The organism is Polycladidibacter hongkongensis (assembly GCF_001561995.1).
GTDB classification, from domain to species: Bacteria; Pseudomonadota; Alphaproteobacteria; order Rhizobiales; family Stappiaceae; genus Pseudovibrio; species Pseudovibrio hongkongensis.
In genome coordinates, this window is the sequence record NZ_LLWC01000009.1 from 312,953 (window position 1) to 329,753 (window position 16,801).

The window sequence follows — 16,801 nt, forward strand, 5'->3', positions numbered from 1 at the left end:
CCTCCAACACAGATTGTTAGTCAAGCGTGATTTATATCACCTATCGTGTGCAGTGCGCATTCCTGTGCATAATGACCTAACGAAATCAGTGTTTTCTACGTTATGTCATAGTGTTCTTCGTTATGCATGCGTTGATGATCCTATTGATATATATGTGATTTTAGTCACATATCTCGTGATAGATCACAGGTGGTACACTATTTCCAAAGCGCTTTGATTTTCTCCTGAGGGCATTTGTGTATAGTACTGAGTGGGCACATTGATTGTTTGGGATCTATTGGAATTAACTCTATGAATAATAACGGAAAACCTGTTGGATCCTCAGGAAAACGTGCGAATCTGAAAGAGCTTTCTGCGCATTTGAGCCTGTCGCAAACCACAGTGAGTCGCGCCCTGAATGGCTACAAAGATGTTTCCGAAAAAACGCGAGAACGTGTAATCGCGGCGGCAGAGGAGCTTGGCTATCGCCCAAATTTTAGCGCTCGCCGTTTGGCGACCGGCAAGGCGAAAGTCATAGGAATTGCTTTTCCCTCAGACCATTCATTGCTGGTTGACCCCAATTTCTGGGAGTTCCTCGCTGGCCTCTCCGAAAAAGCATCCCAAAGTGATTGCGATATTATGATTTCTGCAACAGAGGGCAGCGTAGAGGACGCCTATAAGCGTTTTGCCATGCGTGGTTCCGTTGACTTGGTCGTTTTATCGAATGTGTACCTGAGTGAAGATCGCATCGGCCAACTAAAACAACTGGGAATGCCCTTCGTCGTGCATGGCACTGCGCCGTCGCGCTATAACTACGCCTATCTCGATATTGATAATTTTAATGTCTTTTACGAGCCCGCCAAGCTTCTACTTCAGTTCGGGCATAAGAGAATTGCTATAATTAATGGTGAGCGAGGCCGCTCGTTTGCAGTTGATCGCGAGCGCGGTTGGAGACAGGCGTTGGAAGAGGCTGAACTAACCGCGCCGGAGGAGTATATCCATCGCGGCGAGATGTCGGAGGATGTCGGATACGAGGCGGCCAAGCGCTTGCTCGCTCTGCCAAATCCGCCAACGGCTATATTGTGTTCCCATGTGTTTTCTGCCAAGGGGGCATACCGTGCGTGCCGTAGAGCAGGCCTGCAAGTGGGGAAAGACATTTCCATAATCGCGCATGACGATGTTCTGCCGGTCAACCGCGCGGAAGAGCTAGAGCCCGCGCTAACAGTGACTAGATCACCTTTACGCGCTGCAGGGCATGAAATAGCAGAAATTGCCATGAAGGCGTTGGACGGCGTGCCAATAGAGGAGCTGCAGATAGTTTGGCAGCCGGAGTTCGTCTTGCGGGGGTCCGTTGGCGCAGCGCCCGGTTCATCCTAGGTGATTGGGCAGGTGATCCTATCCTACCGTCTTATTGCATTGCAGCGTAACTGGTGAAAACATCCTCCAAGGTATCAAAATGCTCGCGGCCCTTGCCGCACACGGAGGCAAACATGGCAGCAATTATCGGTTGGGCGCACACGCCCTTTGGCAAGCTCGCGGACGAGACCGTTGAAACGCTCATCACCAAGGTCACCGCTCGGGCAATAGCGGATGCGGGTTTGGAAGCCAAAGACATTGATGAAATTTATCTTGGGCATTTCAATGCTGGCTTTAGTGCTCAGGATTTTACGGCGTCTCTCGTGCTGCAGGCCTCAGATGATCTGCGCTTTAAACCGGCAACCCGTGTAGAGAATGCGTGTGCCACCGGCTCTGCTGCGGTGCACCAAGCGGTGCGCTCTGTCGATAGTGGTGCCGCCCGCCATGTGCTTGTTGTCGGTGTCGAACAGATGACAACAACGCCCGGCCCTCAGATTGGCGCAAATCTGCTTAAAGCCTCCTACTTGCCAGAGGATGGAGACACACCTGCTGGGTTCGCCGGTGTCTTTGGTAAAATCGCGGAGCTATACTTCCAGCGTCATGGCGACAACACGGAGGCGCTGGCGCATATCGCCGCTAAGGCGCACAAAAACGGCTTTACCAACCCCCTAGCGCAGATGCGAAAAGAGTTCTCTGTTGAGTTCTGCCAAGAAGAATCCGAGAAAAACCCGCGGGTCGCAGGGCCGCTAAAACGTACGGATTGCTCACTGGTGTCCGACGGGGCAGCCGCTTTGGTGCTGACCAACAACACGGTTGCGTTGTCAGCGCCAAAGGCGGTGGCGTTCCGCGCGCGCGCACATGCACAGGATTTCCTTCCGATGTCCAAACGGGACATCCTGCGCTTTGATGGCTGCCGCATGGCATGGGGCAAAGCGCTGGAAGAGGCGAGCCTTAACATCTGGGATCTGGATCTTGTCGAAACCCACGATTGCTTCACCATCGCAGAGCTGATCGAATACGAAGCCATGGGTCTGACAGAGGTAGGGCAGGGCGCTAAGGCTATTCTGGAGGGGTGGACGCACAAAGAGGGACGTCTGCCAGTCAATCCTTCTGGCGGGCTCAAGGCAAAGGGGCATCCCATTGGCGCCACAGGCGTTTCCATGCATGCGCTCAGTGCGATGCAGCTGTGTGGCGAGGCAGATGGCATCCAGATTGATGGCGCAGAACTGGCTGGCGTGTTTAATATGGGCGGCGCCGCAGTTGCCAATTACGTATCTGTGTTGCAGCGCTGGCGCTAACGATTCCACCAGTGGGTGACAATGCGGGGCAGTAGTTTTTTCTGCTGCCCCCGTATTCTCCTCCAAAAACGTCACGCAACATGAAATGCCATTTTGAAGACGAGCAATCCCAAGAAAACTGATTGTGAAAAAGGCGCAATCTGCGCAATCAAATTCGAGCATCGGCACGGTGCGCGCAACTGAAATCCTTTTCTAATTCCCTGCCAAGCTTTGAAACCACATGCCGCGCCTCTTTAGGGGCTTCTGCGTAGGCTACCGCTACAATTAAACGGGTTGCTTTGCGTAGAAGGAGGATGTGATGTTCAGCAATGCCACTCGCGCCGCTGGCAGCAGCAGCGCTTCCAAGCGCAAGCTTGATGTTTTTCCGATTTTCCAGAAAGTCGCAGCCAGGTCAGTCGTTATTATCGGTTTTGATGGCGAGGCAGCAGCAAAAGTGCGCCTACTGTCTGAAACCAATGCCAATCTGCTGGTTATCACGCCCCCTTCCATAGCAGCGGGGCCGGATGCGGCACTGCAACAAGCCATCGACAGTGCAGGCGCGCAGCTTCTACAAGTCGAGCCGCAGGCAGAGCATATCCAAGAGGCCGCCCTGCTGTTCACCGCCACGGGCGACGAAAAGCGCGACGGGCAGCTGATCGAGTTTGCACGCGCCCACGGCGTGCCCGCCAATGCGGTGGATCGCCCGCATCTCTGTGATTTCTATGTGGGCGCGCTTGTTAATCGCGCGCCTGTTGCCGTCGCCATTACCTCAACCGGCGTTGGTCCGGTATATGCCCGCCATATTCGTGCGAAAATAGAGAGCCTTTTGCCGCTGCAAGCTGGTGATTTAGCGCAGCTGGCCGAAAGCTTCCGCGACACTGTGGCAAGGCTGTTGCCTAGTGGTATCGCGCGTCGCCGTTTCTGGGCGCAGTTTTTCTCAGGTCCTGTTGCTTATAATGTGTTGGCCGGACAGCCGGAGAAGGCCCGTAGCGCCGCGCAGCGCCTGCTGAATGGCGCACAGCAACAAGAAGGCTTTGTCTGGCTTGTGGGCGCAGGCCCCGGTGCCGAGGATTTGTTGACACTGCGCGCACAACGCGTGCTGCAAGAGGCAGATGTGATCCTATATGATGCGCTTGTGCCAGAAGCTGTGGTTGCCATGGGGCGCCGCGACGCGCAGCGCATCTATGTTGGCAAGCGCAAAGGTGCGCATGCCTATTCGCAAGAACAGATCAGCGCAAAGCTGGTTGAACACGCCGCCGCCGGGCGCCGCGTTGTTCGCCTTAAGGCCGGTGATCCGCTGGTCTTTGGCCGCGCCGGAGAGGAAATGGCCGCGCTACAAGAGGCCGGCATCTCCTATGATATCGTGCCGGGCATCACCGCCGCAGCTGCCAGCGCGGCTTCTACCAAACTGCCTCTTAGTCTGCGCGGCGTGGCATCCTCCATTGTTTATGCAACCGGTCACGACCAGCACGGGCAAATCCTGCCGAACTGGGGGCACCTTGCTCTTTCTGGCAGCACTGTTGCTGTCTACATGGGTAAAAGCGTGGCGGCCAAAGTCGCCAATACACTGCAAGAGGCGGGCCTTTGCGCCCTTACGCCCGTCTTGGCGGTAGAAAATGCCAGCCAACAGGCTGAGCAGGTTTACAGCGGCTGTTTGAGCCAGCTGCAGGACCTTGCAAAAAATGAAGAGGTAACCGGCCCCACACTGATCATTATCGGTGCAGCCGTTGCCCATGCCCAAATAGAAGCGGCCAAACCATTTGGGGCCGCAACCCAAAAATCCAGCCAGTACCAAAGCGCCGCCGCTTGAGGAGAAGCCAATGAAAGTTTTTACAGCAAATCGCCTGTTGGATGGCGAAGTCGTATGGATGACACAAAGCGGCGGCTGGGCAGATTTCCTGCCCCAAGCATGGGTCTACGAGCCGCAAGAGCATAGCGACGCCGCACATCTGCTGGCCAAGCAGGCCGAGAACGAACAAGTCGTTGTAGGTGCCTACGAAATCGATGTGGAAGAGGATGCAGGCCGCTGGGTTCCGGTTAAGCTGAAAGAGCTGATCCGCGCAGCAGGCCCAACCACCCGCAAAGACCTTGGCAAGCAAGCGCAAGCAGGCGCCGCTGCGGCAGGAGCACTTTAAGATGTACCGTTACGACCAATTCGACCAGCAATTCGTGGATGAGCGCGTTAGCCAGTTTGAAGATCAGGTGCGCCGCCGTTTAAGCGGTGAGTTGACTGAGGATGAGTTTAAGCCTCTGCGCCTGATGAATGGTCTATACCTGCAGCTACATGCTTACATGCTGCGTGTTGCCATTCCCTATGGCACGTTGAGTGCGCGCCAGATGCACAAGCTTGCCGATATTGCAGATAAATATGACCGTGGCTACAGCCACTTTACCACACGACAAAACGTGCAATTCAACTGGCCAACCCTGAGTGACACACCTGCCATCCTGCGGGATTTGGCAAGCGTGGAGATGCATGCCATCCAAACCTCGGGCAACTGCATTCGCAATGTGACCACCGATCAGTTTGCTGGCGCAGCGGCTGATGAGATTGCCGATCCGCGCGTCTATGCCGAAATCTTGCGCCAATGGTCTTCACTGCATCCGGAATTCTTGTTCTTGCCGCGCAAGTTCAAGATCGCTATCACCGGCGCAGCGCGTGATCGCGCGGCGGTGCAAGTGCATGACATCGGTCTCCAGTTGACCCGAAACGAAAAGGGCGAAACCGGGTTTGTTGTGTTTGTTGGCGGCGGGCTTGGCCGAACACCAATGATCGGGCGCAAGGTGCGTGACTTCTTGCCGGAGGCCGACTTGCTGTCCTACAGCGAGGCGATCCTGCGTGTATACAATCGTTATGGTCGGCGCGATAACAAATATAAGGCGCGTATTAAGATCCTCGTCCATGAGACCGGGCTTGAGGAGCTCAAAGCGGATATTGAAACGGAGTTCGCGCGCATTCGCGGCAAAGTCCTTACCCTGCCTGCAGAAGAAGTTGCGCGTATTGATGCCTACTTTGCCATGCCCGAGGGCGTGCAGGCGGATGTAACTGGTTGGCAGCAGCTACAAGATGCGATGGCCAGCGACGCCGCGCTTGCAGCGTTTGTGAGCCGCAACTCACACCCCCACAAGGTGGAGGGCTACACCAGCCTGACCATCTCACTAAAGCCGGAGGGCGGCGCGCCGGGCGATGCAACATCGCAACAAATGCGCGTTGCAGCAGATTTGGCGGCGCAATTCAGCCACGACGAGCTGCGTGTGTCACACGAACAAAACCTCGTACTACCGCATGTTAAGCTGGCCGAAGTGGCTCAGGTTTTTGCGCTCTTGCAAAAACACGGTCTGGCAACAGCAAATGCGGGCCTTATCTCTGATATGATTGCCTGCCCGGGCCTCGATTATTGCGCCTTGGCAAACGCCCGTTCTATCCCGATTGCACAGGAAATCTCCACACGCTTGGCTGACGAGCAAAAACAGCGCCAGATCGGCGATCTAAAGCTGAAAATCTCAGGCTGCATCAATGCGTGTGGCCACCACCATGTGGGTCATATCGGCATTCTTGGCGTCGATCGCAAAGGTGAAGAGCTCTACCAGCTTACGCTTGGCGGTTCGGCGGATGAAAATACCGCAATTGGTAAGATCATCGGCCGTGGCTTTCCAGCAGACGAGATTGCAGAGGCCGTTGAAACAGTTGTCGATACCTATCTGGAACAGCGCTCTTCTAACGAGGAAAGCTTCATTGATGCCTACCGCCGTTTAGGGGCTGAACCGTTCAAAGAGGCGCTTTATGGAACCAGCTAGATATTTGGGCGCATCCTTCAGCCCGCAGCCAGTTCAAAACCTTGAGGCAAGAGCACAGCTGCTGAATGAACGCTATGGCGATCGGGATGCGCAAACCGTCTTGGCGGCAGCTCTTGCTGGTGAGGCTGGTGCTAACACCGCGCTAGTCTCCTCCTTTGGTGCGGATTCCGCTGTGCTCCTCCACATGGCAGCCCAGATCGATAGAGACGTAACGGTGGTTTTTATCGATACCGGCAAATTGTTCGGTGAAACGAAAACTTATCGAGATACCTTGATCGAGCGCCTTGGCCTCACCGGTGTGCGATCAATCAAGCCAGAGGTCAGTGTACTGAAGCAGCAAGACCCTATGGGCGCATTGTGGATTAAGGATACTGACGCCTGCTGCCACATTCGCAAGGTTGTTCCCCTCGCAACGGCTCTTGAAGGCTTCGATAGCTGGATTTCCGGTCGCAAGCGCCATCAGGCCAGCACTCGTGCGCAGTTGCAATGGTTTGAGGCCGAAGAAGGCCGGATTAAGGTAAATCCGCTTGCTGACTGGAGCGCAAAGCAGGTCCTAGACTACGCCAAAGAGCACAAGTTGCCGCCGCACCCTTTGGTGGCGCAAGGGTATCCTTCCATTGGTTGCATGCCATGTACTGACAAGGTCGCGGAGGGGGAAGACCCGCGCTCTGGCCGTTGGCGAGGTAAAAACAAAACTGAATGCGGAATTCACTTCCCTACCCTTGGCAAACAGGCTGATGGCAGTGGTATCTAAGGTGGCTAAGGATAAAACAATGGGCGAGATAATGCGTGAAGTCTATAAAGATGGTGCAATTAGCGAAGACCGCTGGCAGAGGCCGGAAGCGGAAGCTGCTGTAGATCCCGCAGTGCACTCTCTTATACCTCTGCAAAGGTTTTTGCTGGAACGCGAAGCGCTTGCAGAACCACTGGAAACAGGCCATCTTGGGGTAATTCTAGGCGCCGGGGATGACCCTCTCGCTCTGCAGGATGTGCTCACACTCCTGCCAATCGTCGCCTTGGATTTCCCTTCATTTGCGGATGGGCGGAGTTTTTCATCGGCGCATATCCTGCGCGAAACCTTAGGCTTTAAGGGCGAATTGCGCGCAGTTGGTCCGTTTATTCTGGATCAAATTGGTTTTATGCAGCGTTGCGGTATTGATAGTTTTGCGCTGGATAACCCCCGCCTGAAACCCGCTCTTGTGGCGGGAAACCTGAATGAAGTGACGGTCTACACTCAGCCCGTTACCACTCGGGCTGAAGAGGCACCTTCCAATCGGCCATGGCTGCGCCAAGCGCAGGTATGAACGGGTAGCAATTGCCTTTTCTGTTAGGGCTTTAAGCGGCAACAGGCGGCGCAAAGGCTCCGCCTGTTTCTTTGTTATCTCGGTGTTCAAGCCGCCCGCGGCTTTCCACCTCGGGTTTGTGTTGGCGATGCCAGAAGTTTTCGGTTTAGCTTTAAGAATAGCCAAACGGTGATCAGCTGTAACAGTACCAGCGGCGCATAAAGTGCCAAATGCGCCAAAGACAGGCTGGTGACCAAACCAAGTTTGACCAAGCCGATATTGACGAAGAAATTACCAAGAACAAACAGAGCGACACCCGGGCACACCAGCGTGTAAGCGCCAGCAGAGCGCTCCGGCCCAGAGATCCAGCGGCTGTAATAGCCCACACGCTTCATCACGGCCCAGCCAAGCGCGGCAAACAGCAATTGGATCGCAAGTATAGCTGTGAAGAATGCGAAGCTACCTGCTGCGCTGACTGGCATGTCGAAGTTGTGGGCCAGCGCCATTTTCAAACGATAAAGGGCAATGGCGACAACAGTGGTGAGAGGGATAAGAATCCATAGGGTTGGAGTTGTTTCTGCTGCAGCGCTGTGCTCCATCATCGCACGGAAGCCTAAAACCAGCTTGATTAGCCCCAAAACAATCGCGGCTGTGATGAACAAAGTCGCGCCAACAAAGCCAAGCACGCTAACAATCTTGACATGGCTCATGGCAGCAACCGCAGAAAAGCCCACACCAATCATCGAGAAGGCAAACACCGCAACCATTTGCCCGAGGCTGTTGTTTTTGGCGCAGTCAAACCCACCCTCGGCCAGCACTCTGGAGATGAAATTCAGATAAATACGCGTGCCATAAATCCCGATTGCGGAGAATGCCAGCAATGAGACCGGAAAGAGCAGTTCGCGTTGTTCCCACAGTTCGGGGACAAACAGAGCCCCGGCAATAAACAGGGCGTTCATCGTCATTGCGAAGGTGAGGGGCAGCGCCATCACTTGGCTTTCTGCATTGCTTTTGACAAATGTCGAATACGCCGCCGATTGCCGCCACTTTTTAAACTGGCTTAAGTTCCACAGGAGGAGGCGCAGATGGGTAAAAGCGAAATAGGCGACCCCTAAAAGAGCAAGCACAGCCATAATCTGTAAGCCAGTTTGATGTCCTGCGAACAGGGCTTGTAGGGAGGTAAAACTTGGAATTGGCGATCCCTTATGAGGAGTGAGCCACATAAGGTACATAAAAAATGAAATGGCCAAGCCGCCAGCTCCAACTGAGCTTAAAAAGTAGAGCGGCGAATAACTGCCTTGCATATTGTCATTGAGTTTCATCTTGGTTCTCCTTTGCTAAAAAGAAGAATATTAGTTAATGCTAAAAAACAAAAGTACCGCGCGCCGAATGCTGGTTTTCATTATGCTATTGTAACTTATATGATATTTTCAACGACACACATTTATGATCGTAAATATGCGATGATTAATTACCCAATATTAGGTTTATCTAAAACATAAGACTTTGGCGAATCCTGCAATTCAAATCGCTTAAAGCTCTGATGCCATGATGACTTTGTTACGTCCCGAACGCTTTGCTTCGTAAAGACATGTATCTGCGGCGCGCAGCCCATCGCGTAAAGTCGCCTCGGTACCATCAGAGACGCCGATGCTCACAGTTGGCCGCATGCTGTCATCATTTGCCCCGGGAATAGACAACGGCATTGACAAGCGCAAGCTTGATAATAACGCCTTACAAGCCTCGCGGTCTGTATCGGGAAGTGCGAGACAGAATTCATCGCCGCCCATGCGTATCGCAAGCGCCGTGTTGGGGAGCAACTCATCAATGCGTTCGGCGATTTCAAGGATGAGCCAGTCACCAACATCATGACCAAACTGATCGTTCACTCTTTTAAAGCGGTCAATATCAACCATCGCGTAGCGTAGGGACTTGCCCTCATTACGTAAGCGCGCATGCAAGAGATCAACCTCGCTGTAGAGGTAACGTCGATTGTAAAACCGTGTCATTGGGTCTTGGTTTGCCAGTACTTTCAGCTCTTGAATCCGGTCGAGCTGGTTTAAGTTCTGCGATATTCTAAGGATGAGCTCCTCTGGGGAGCTGGCTTTTGCCAAAAAATCACTCGCGCCGCATTTCAAAAACTTTGCCGTGAGTTCAGGTGTTGGCGACGCGGATATGCCAAGAACCGCTAGGTCGCGTACCCCGCGCATCCGCCGCACTTGCGACAAAACATCAAAGCCACTCATGTCCGGAAGTCCATGGTCAAGCAGCATTAAGCGGATATCCGGTCGTTCCGTGAGGATTTGTAGAGCGTCTTGGCCAGTACTAGCCATGAGAACGTTGAGGCAATAGCGTTCTAGGCGTTGTCGCAGCACACTGAGATCGACAGGCGCATCATCAACAATCAGAACGTGCGTCGAGCGGTTTAGGTCAATACGGCGTACAAGATCACTTAAATAGTTCAGGCTTGAAGGGGTGTCCTTTAAAACATAATCAACAACGCCCTTACTTAAAATACTCCGGCGGATCGTCTCGTCAAATCGTCCGGAGAATACAACAGTGGGCAGCCCAGCCGCCACAGTAAGATCAACAATCTCGCCATTTCGCGCATCTGGCAGGGTTAAGTCGACAAGCGCCATAAAGGGTGCAAATGCACCTGAGGCCAGCAATTGCTTCGCTTCTTCAAAAGACCGCGCCGTGGCAACTTCATAGCGACCACACTTCTCAAGCTCATTGGAAATGACGCGGGTAAAGAAGTTTGCATCCTCTACCAGCAAAACCCGCTTTTTTGGGCGCACATGTGCGTCCATGCTTTTTTTTAGCGGCAAGTTCAATTCACTACCCGTTTATCTGCAATCATAAAAACCTAAGGCACATTTATTAGGGAAAAAAGACAGGAGAAAAAAGATAAAATTTTAACTATTTTAGCACTGCAAGTATATCTTGCTTGAGTTTAATCTGTAATGATACCTTAGAATATTGTAATTTAGTGTGAATTTGAATATTTGTCCTATTTTAAATAACCGTGGTAAAGCGTCTCAACCTTTAGTAGGTTGGCCAATAAAACTAAGGTACTTGGCAAATAATGTATACATAAAATGCTGAAGCATCTGATTTTACACGTTCATTAGCAAATATTCGCGCTCCCAAGCACTAATAACAGACATGAAGGTTTCGTACTCCTCGAGCTTAATCGCGCGATAAGTTGCTACGAACTGTTCCCCAAATAGCTCAATCAAGTCGAGGTTAGACTCAAACAGCTCAACTGCATGCAGCATCGTACGTGGTAATGCAGAAACCATCCCGCTGTAATCTGTCTGCCGTGCTTCGTCGGGCTCAATATGGTTTTTCATTCCAAGGTAACCCGCGGCCAAGCTAGCTGCGATCACCAGATACGGGTTTGCATCAGAGCCGGGCACGCGATTTTCCAAGCGGCGTGCGGATGGATCGGAGGAGGGAATCCGGAAAGCCACTGTGCGATTGTCATCCCCCCAATAGAGATTGGTTGGCGCCGTAGAGTTTCTTGCAAAGCGGCGGTAGGAATTAACAAAAGGCGCCATAATAGGCGTTAGTGCGGGCATATAGGTTTGGTGCCCGCCAATGAAATAGCGAAATAGCGGGCTTATACCACCATCGGCGTCGCAAAAAATATTTTGCCCCGACACAACATCTACAACGGACTGGTGAATATGCATGGCAGAGCCGGGCTGCAACGTCATCGGCTTGGCCATAAACGTCGCGTACATATCATGCCGCAGCGCGGCCTCTCGGATCGTACGCTTGAACAAAAAAACCTGATCCGCCAGTTCAAGCGGATCCCCGTGGCGCAGGTTTATCTCCATCTGCGCAGCACCTTCCTCGTGGATCAAGGTATCAATCTCAAGCCCTTGTGCCTCGGAAAGGTCGTAAATGTCATCAATCAGCTCATCAAACTCGTTAAGGGCAGAAATGGAATAACTCTGCCGCCCCACCTCCGGCCTGCCAGAGCGGCCAACAGGAGGCTCCAGTGGGTAGTCAGGGTCGCTGTTCGGCTTCACCAGATAAAATTCTATCTCCGGTGCAATAACCGGTTTCCATCCCTCTTTTGCGTAAAGGACGAGAATTCGCCGTAAGATGCTTCGCGGAGCCACTTCGCAGGCACTACCATCCTTATTAAAGGCATCATGAATAAGCTGTGCTGTGGGGTCGCTCTCCCAAGGCACAGCGGTTAGCGTGGCATAATCGGGTTTGAATATCAGGTCGCCATCGGTCGGGTTGTGCTGAAAACTCCGATTGTCCTCTGGGTAGTCCCCGGAAATCGTCTGGGCAAAAATTGATGAGGGCATTGTCAGCGCGCTGGAGGAAAAAAACTTCTCCGTGGGCATCATCTTGCCCCGTGCTACTCCGGCCATATCCGGCACGATGCACTCGATATCGGCGATGTTTCGATGCTTGAGCCACGTGCGAGCCGCGTCAATATCATCAACGCCGCGCACGGATTGTATTTGCTTATCAGACAACATTTTGAGCCAATCTTTTGAATGTAAAAGGTGTACTCTTCTCCATGGCGCTTCTCAAGCGTTAGCGGCCAAGCAAATCTACACATACTTAAACATAGCACGGGGTTTCCTGTATAAAACCACGCTACTCAGGGTAAAATACGCTAGATTTATTGGCCAAGTCTTTACAATGAAATGCGGCGGGGCTAGCAACCCAAAAGCTGAAATGCAGAGAGAAAATGTGACTGGAAGGTGCAGCGCTTCCAGATAGTTTCAACGTCACTTAGAGGATCGACTATGGTGACACCCACCGGATAACAGCCAATGATGCTGTACGATCCGGCTTCCTCATGGAGAGTAAACCAATGCAGAAAACCATTGTGGCCCGCGGGGCTGTCGCACTTTTGGCAGGGCTTCTTGCAAGCAGCGCAGGCGCGGCAGATAAACAGGTCAACGTCTACAACTGGTCCGATTATGTCGATACCGACGTTTTGAAGCAGTTTGAGGAAGAAACGGGCATCACTGTTAATTACGACGTGTTCGATTCCAATGAAGTACTGGAAACCAAACTCCTGACCGGCAACACCGGCTATGATGTCGTCGCTCCCAGCGCCACGTTCTTGGCGCGCCAAATTCAGGCCGGCGTTTTCCAAAAGCTCGACAAAGACAAGCTGCCTAATCTGGAGCATATGCGCAAGGACATCGAAGCCCGCACACAGGTTTATGATCCGCAAAACAGCTACTCGATCAACTATATGTGGGGCACCTCCGGCCTTGGCGTAAACGAGGAAAAAGTAAAGGCCCTGTTGCCAGATGCGCCGCTCGATAGCTGGAAACTGCTGTTTGATACTGAGGTGCTCAAGAAAATTTCTGGCTGCGGTGTCTATGTGCTTGATGAGCCGGACGAGATGTTCCCCGCCGCGCTGCACTATCTTGGCTTGGAGCCAGATTCAAATTCCAAAGGCGATATCAAGAAAGCCACTGAATTGCTGGAAAGCATCCGCCCTTATGTGCGCAAGTTTCACAATTCGGAATACGTAAATGCGTTGGCAAACGGCGACATCTGTCTCGCTTATGGCTGGTCCGGGGACATCTTGCAGGCAAGTGACCGCGCCGCAGAGGCCGATAACGGCGTGGAGGTGAGTTACGTTTTGCCGATTGAGGGCGCGCAAATGTGGTTCGACCAGTTTGCAATTCCTGCCGATGCGAAAAACGTTGAGGCTGCACACGCATTCTTGAATTTTATTATGCAGCCTGAGATTGCGGCAAAGCTGACCGATTATGTCTGGTATGCAAACGGGAACGCCGACGCGACCCCGCTGGTTGACAAGGAAATTACCTCAGACGCTTCGATCTATCCCACCGAAGAGGTCATGCAGCGTTTGTATACCATCACCGCGAAACCCCTGAAAACTCAGCGTGTGATGAACCGTGCTTGGACAACAGTGAAAACTGGTCAATAATCGGGACACTTATTGCAAAGAAGATAGGGCAGTTTGCTAGCATTCTGCCCTTATTTTCCAACAAAACGCTTTCGCCTGCGATCCTGGGAGATGGGAATGGCAAAAAAACCGTTGGGTCCCGTACGCCGTACGTTCTCGCCGTGGGAAGAACCGTCCAACCAGCCTTTCATCGAGTTCCAAAGTGTCACCAAAACATTCGGCGACCATATTGCAGTCGATAATCTCTCCCTAAAAATCTACAAGCGTGAGTTTCACGCGCTGCTTGGTGGTTCAGGCTGTGGTAAAACCACCATGATGCGCATGTTGGCCGGTTTCGAACAGCCAACAAGTGGTTGTATCCTGCTCGAAGGCGAGGATATTACCCGCGTTCCGCCTCATAAGCGGCCAGTCAACATGATGTTCCAGTCATACGCCCTGTTTCCGCACATGAGCGTATGGGACAATATCGCGTTTGGCTTGAAGCAAGAGGCCTTTTCTAAACGGGAAATAAGCGCCCGCGTTGCCGAAATGCTGCGCCTTGTGAAACTGGAGCCGTTTGCCCGCCGCAAACCCCATCAGCTTTCCGGGGGACAGCGACAGCGTGTTGCGCTAGCGCGCTCTCTGGCCAAACGCCCCAAAGTGTTGCTGCTTGACGAACCACTGGCAGCGCTTGACAAGAAGCTGCGCGAGGAAACGCAGATAGAGCTCATGAATCTGCAAGAAGAGCTGCGCATGACCTTCCTAATCGTCACGCACGATCAGGAAGAGGCGATGAACCTCGCGGACCGCATTTCTGTCATGGACGCAGGCCACATTCTGCAAGTTGCCACACCGGGGGAAATCTACGAGCAGCCCAGTTCCCGCTATGTTGCCGACTTTATTGGCGATATCAATTTCTTTGAATGCACAGTCAAAGGCATGAATGCGTCAGTTGCCACGCTCGACAGTGCAGAGCTTGGCACAACCCTACAGGTCGAGGTTGGAGAGAAGCCGCAATTAGGGTCATCAGTCACCTTGGCTGTACGGCCAGAAAAACTTCGGATCTCCTTTGAAAAACCAGAGGGCGAGAACCAGAACATCCTGCAAGGGGAAGTTTGGGACATCGCTTATATGGGCGATGTGTCTATCTATCATATAAAGGTCTCGCAGGATCATACCATCCGCACAATCGTCACGAACACCACCCGGCTCGTTGAGCGCCCGATCACTTGGGAAGATAAAGTGTGGCTCGCGTTTGATTATGATGCCGGTGTGCTGTTAACAGCCTGAGTGAGAGGGGACTATGCAAGCATTGCCAGAAAACGAGCCCGCCTCACCTCAATTAGAGGCAGAACAGCATGTTGCTACAACATCGCATAGCCGCTGGCGCTGGTTGGTAATCGCAGTTCCCTTCCTTTGGTTGCTGGTGTTTTTCCTTGCTCCGTTTCTAATGGTTTTTAAAATCTCGCTGTCCGGGCAAGTGCTTGCAATTCCCCCCTACGCACCGCAATGGGATTGGGCAACGGGTTTGCAAGGCTTGCAAGCGTTTTGGCAGGAGCTATCCCTCGACAACTACATCTGGCTGAGTGAAGACGAGCTCTATTGGAAAGCCTATCTCTCCAGTATCAGGATCGCTGGAATGGCTACCCTGCTTTGTTTGCTTATCGGTTTCCCAATGGCCTATGCCATGGCCCGCGCGCCCAAGCGCATGCAGCCCTTGCTTGTGATGCTGGTGATCCTCCCGTTTTGGACCAGCTTTCTCATTCGCGTTTACGCTTGGATAGGAATACTGAAAACGGAAGGGCTGCTGAATCAGTTTCTTTTGGGCCTCGGGGTGATTAATGAACCACTTGTGATCCTTAATACCAACATCGCTGTCTATATTGGCATTGTTTATTCTTACCTGCCTTTTATGGTTTTGCCGCTCTATGCAACGCTGGAGAAACTCGATACCAGCTTGTTGGAAGCTGCTCAGGATTTGGGGTGCCCGCCGCTGAAAACGTTTTGGACGATTACCCTTCCTCTTGCCAAACCCGGCATACTGGCAGGTTGCTTCTTGGTGTTGATCCCGGCCGTTGGCGAGTTTGTAATACCGGACATCCTTGGGGGCTCCGAAACCCTCATGATTGGTAAAACCTTGTGGGTCGAATTCTTCTCCAACCGTGACTGGCCGCTGGCATCCGCTGTTGCCATTGTTTTGCTGGCTATACTCATAATGCCCATCATGCTGTTCCAGCGACAACAACAAAAAAGCGCGGAGGTTGGCCTATGACCCAACGCTCCAGCTGGTTTAACATAACTTCACTCGGTCTTGGTTTTGCCTTTTTGTATTTGCCGATCCTGATCTTGGTGATCTACTCGTTCAATGCTTCAAAATTGGTGACTGTGTGGGGCGGTTTTTCCACCAAGTGGTATGCGGAGCTTTGGCAAAACCAGCAGTTGCTGGATGCCGCTTGGGTCACATTCCGCATTGCATTGGTATCCGCTTCTCTGGCTGCCGTGCTTGGAACTGTTGCCGCATTGGTACTGGCGCGTTTTGGGCGTTTTACCGGCCGGACATTGTTTTCAGGGATGATTTACGCACCTCTTGTCATGCCTGAGGTAATTCTTGGTTTATCCCTATTGCTATTGTTTGTTGCTGTTGGACAAGAACGTGGTTTTTGGACAATCGCCATCGCCCACACGTCTTTTTCCATGTGTTATGTCGCCGTGGTGGTGCAGGCTCGTCTGGCAGGATCCGACCGCTCGCTGGAAGAGGCGGCGCAAGATTTGGGCTGCCCGCCCTTTAAGACCTTCTTTGTCATCACTCTTCCGCAAATTCTGCCCGGAATTCTAGCGGGTTGGATGCTCGCTTTCACTTTGTCCTTGGATGATTTGGTGATCGCCAGCTTCACCACCGGGCCCGGTGCAACCACCTTGCCAATGAAAATTTATTCGCAAGTGCGGCTGGGCGTCACCCCGCAAATCAACGCAATATCGACCATTCTCATCGGCTTGGTAACTCTTGGTGTCATCATTGCCTCCCTGCTCGCCAAACGCCAACGCCTCGCGCAGACGAAAAGGGGCTAGGCAAGCGGACGGGCGTCTTGGTCAGACGCCCGGCTTTTCGCATGGGGCAGAGCGCCAATGCGCGCATTATCTGCATGCTGCGTAGTACCCCTTAGAATTTGCAGGCATTGCGGGGAAAGTCCGCTTGGCCCCGCGGCAAT

General features: G+C 52.7%; 14 protein-coding genes. 11 read left to right on the top strand and 3 right to left on the bottom strand.

What is annotated here, in order from left to right:
* Positions 1 to 291: 291 nt before the first annotated feature.
* The 7 genes from AYK82_RS04805 to AYK82_RS04835 all read left to right on the top strand — a co-directional run bounded on the left by AYK82_RS04805 (position 292) and on the right by AYK82_RS04835 (position 7,714).
* Positions 292 to 1,356 (top strand): LacI family DNA-binding transcriptional regulator, encoded by a 1,065-nt coding sequence (locus AYK82_RS04805; RefSeq protein WP_068311927.1) that lies wholly within the window; start codon positions 292 to 294, stop codon positions 1,354 to 1,356.
* Between the two features lie 113 nt (positions 1,357 to 1,469).
* Complete coding sequence (locus tag AYK82_RS04810) at positions 1,470 to 2,633, top strand: acetyl-CoA acetyltransferase (RefSeq protein ID WP_068311930.1); 1,164 nt, start codon at positions 1,470 to 1,472, stop codon at positions 2,631 to 2,633.
* Between the two features lie 298 nt (positions 2,634 to 2,931).
* Positions 2,932 to 4,422: a siroheme synthase CysG gene (gene cysG / locus AYK82_RS04815; protein ID WP_068311933.1), complete on the top strand. Its 1,491-nt coding sequence runs from the start codon at positions 2,932 to 2,934 to the stop codon at positions 4,420 to 4,422.
* A gap of 10 nt (positions 4,423 to 4,432) precedes the next feature.
* Complete coding sequence (locus tag AYK82_RS04820) at positions 4,433 to 4,747, top strand: DUF2849 domain-containing protein (protein WP_068311936.1); 315 nt, start codon at positions 4,433 to 4,435, stop codon at positions 4,745 to 4,747.
* A gap of 1 nt (position 4,748) precedes the next feature.
* Positions 4,749 to 6,410 (top strand): nitrite/sulfite reductase, encoded by a 1,662-nt coding sequence (locus tag AYK82_RS04825; RefSeq protein ID WP_068311939.1) that lies wholly within the window; start codon positions 4,749 to 4,751, stop codon positions 6,408 to 6,410.
* Positions 6,397 to 7,164, top strand: coding sequence for a phosphoadenylyl-sulfate reductase (locus tag AYK82_RS04830; RefSeq protein WP_068311942.1), 768 nt, complete (start codon positions 6,397 to 6,399; stop codon positions 7,162 to 7,164). The genes AYK82_RS04825 and AYK82_RS04830 overlap by 14 nt, the downstream gene beginning before the upstream one ends.
* Positions 7,165 to 7,183: 19 nt before the next feature.
* A complete protein-coding gene (locus AYK82_RS04835) occupies positions 7,184 to 7,714 on the top strand; it encodes a DUF934 domain-containing protein (RefSeq protein WP_172795185.1) in 531 nt (176 codons plus the stop codon).
* Between the two features lie 86 nt (positions 7,715 to 7,800).
* On the opposite strand, the gene AYK82_RS04840 is transcribed toward AYK82_RS04835, so the two are convergent.
* From AYK82_RS04840 to AYK82_RS04850, 3 genes are all read right to left on the bottom strand, one after another.
* Complete coding sequence (locus AYK82_RS04840; RefSeq protein WP_068311945.1) at positions 7,801 to 9,015, bottom strand: TsoY family (seleno)protein; 1,215 nt, start codon at positions 9,013 to 9,015, stop codon at positions 7,801 to 7,803.
* A gap of 210 nt (positions 9,016 to 9,225) precedes the next feature.
* Positions 9,226 to 10,491 (bottom strand): diguanylate cyclase, encoded by a 1,266-nt coding sequence (locus tag AYK82_RS04845; RefSeq protein WP_208976382.1) that lies wholly within the window; start codon positions 10,489 to 10,491, stop codon positions 9,226 to 9,228.
* Between the two features lie 318 nt (positions 10,492 to 10,809).
* Positions 10,810 to 12,195, bottom strand: a complete 1,386-nt coding sequence (locus tag AYK82_RS04850; protein WP_068311948.1) for a glutamine synthetase family protein — start codon at positions 12,193 to 12,195, stop codon at positions 10,810 to 10,812.
* A gap of 341 nt (positions 12,196 to 12,536) precedes the next feature.
* Here AYK82_RS04850 and AYK82_RS04855 point away from each other — a divergent pair, with 341 nt between their 5' ends.
* The 4 genes from AYK82_RS04855 to AYK82_RS04870 all read left to right on the top strand — a co-directional run bounded on the left by AYK82_RS04855 (position 12,537) and on the right by AYK82_RS04870 (position 16,661).
* Positions 12,537 to 13,634 (top strand): polyamine ABC transporter substrate-binding protein, encoded by a 1,098-nt coding sequence (locus tag AYK82_RS04855; protein ID WP_068311951.1) that lies wholly within the window; start codon positions 12,537 to 12,539, stop codon positions 13,632 to 13,634.
* 96 nt (positions 13,635 to 13,730) lie between these two features.
* Positions 13,731 to 14,882 (top strand): ABC transporter ATP-binding protein, encoded by a 1,152-nt coding sequence (locus AYK82_RS04860; RefSeq protein ID WP_082733741.1) that lies wholly within the window; start codon positions 13,731 to 13,733, stop codon positions 14,880 to 14,882.
* A 13-nt stretch (positions 14,883 to 14,895) separates the two neighbouring features.
* Positions 14,896 to 15,864: an ABC transporter permease subunit gene (locus AYK82_RS04865; RefSeq protein ID WP_082733742.1), complete on the top strand. Its 969-nt coding sequence runs from the start codon at positions 14,896 to 14,898 to the stop codon at positions 15,862 to 15,864.
* Positions 15,861 to 16,661 carry an ABC transporter permease gene (locus AYK82_RS04870; protein WP_068311957.1) on the top strand — a complete coding sequence of 267 codons (801 nt, stop codon included), beginning with the start codon at positions 15,861 to 15,863 and terminating at the stop codon, positions 16,659 to 16,661. The genes AYK82_RS04865 and AYK82_RS04870 overlap by 4 nt, the downstream gene beginning before the upstream one ends.
* Positions 16,662 to 16,801 lie beyond the last annotated feature (140 nt).

What these genes read in the sequence shown, in the direction of transcription:
- AYK82_RS04805 (WP_068311927.1), top strand. Translation starts at nt 292, where the DNA reads ATGAATAATAACGGAAAACCTGTTGGATCCTCAGGAAAACGTGCGAAT.
- AYK82_RS04810 (WP_068311930.1), top strand. Translation starts at nt 1,470, where the DNA reads ATGGCAGCAATTATCGGTTGGGCGCACACGCCCTTTGGCAAGCTCGCG.
- cysG (WP_068311933.1), top strand. Translation starts at nt 2,932, where the DNA reads ATGTTCAGCAATGCCACTCGCGCCGCTGGCAGCAGCAGCGCTTCCAAG.
- AYK82_RS04820 (WP_068311936.1), top strand. Translation starts at nt 4,433, where the DNA reads ATGAAAGTTTTTACAGCAAATCGCCTGTTGGATGGCGAAGTCGTATGG.
- AYK82_RS04825 (WP_068311939.1), top strand. Translation starts at nt 4,749, where the DNA reads ATGTACCGTTACGACCAATTCGACCAGCAATTCGTGGATGAGCGCGTT.
- AYK82_RS04830 (WP_068311942.1), top strand. Translation starts at nt 6,397, where the DNA reads ATGGAACCAGCTAGATATTTGGGCGCATCCTTCAGCCCGCAGCCAGTT.
- AYK82_RS04835 (WP_172795185.1), top strand. Translation starts at nt 7,184, where the DNA reads ATGGGCGAGATAATGCGTGAAGTCTATAAAGATGGTGCAATTAGCGAA.
- AYK82_RS04840 (WP_068311945.1), bottom strand. Translation starts at nt 9,015, where the DNA reads ATGAAACTCAATGACAATATGCAAGGCAGTTATTCGCCGCTCTACTTT.
- AYK82_RS04850 (WP_068311948.1), bottom strand. Translation starts at nt 12,195, where the DNA reads ATGTTGTCTGATAAGCAAATACAATCCGTGCGCGGCGTTGATGATATT.
- AYK82_RS04855 (WP_068311951.1), top strand. Translation starts at nt 12,537, where the DNA reads ATGCAGAAAACCATTGTGGCCCGCGGGGCTGTCGCACTTTTGGCAGGG.
- AYK82_RS04860 (WP_082733741.1), top strand. Translation starts at nt 13,731, where the DNA reads ATGGCAAAAAAACCGTTGGGTCCCGTACGCCGTACGTTCTCGCCGTGG.
- AYK82_RS04865 (WP_082733742.1), top strand. Translation starts at nt 14,896, where the DNA reads ATGCAAGCATTGCCAGAAAACGAGCCCGCCTCACCTCAATTAGAGGCA.
- AYK82_RS04870 (WP_068311957.1), top strand. Translation starts at nt 15,861, where the DNA reads ATGACCCAACGCTCCAGCTGGTTTAACATAACTTCACTCGGTCTTGGT.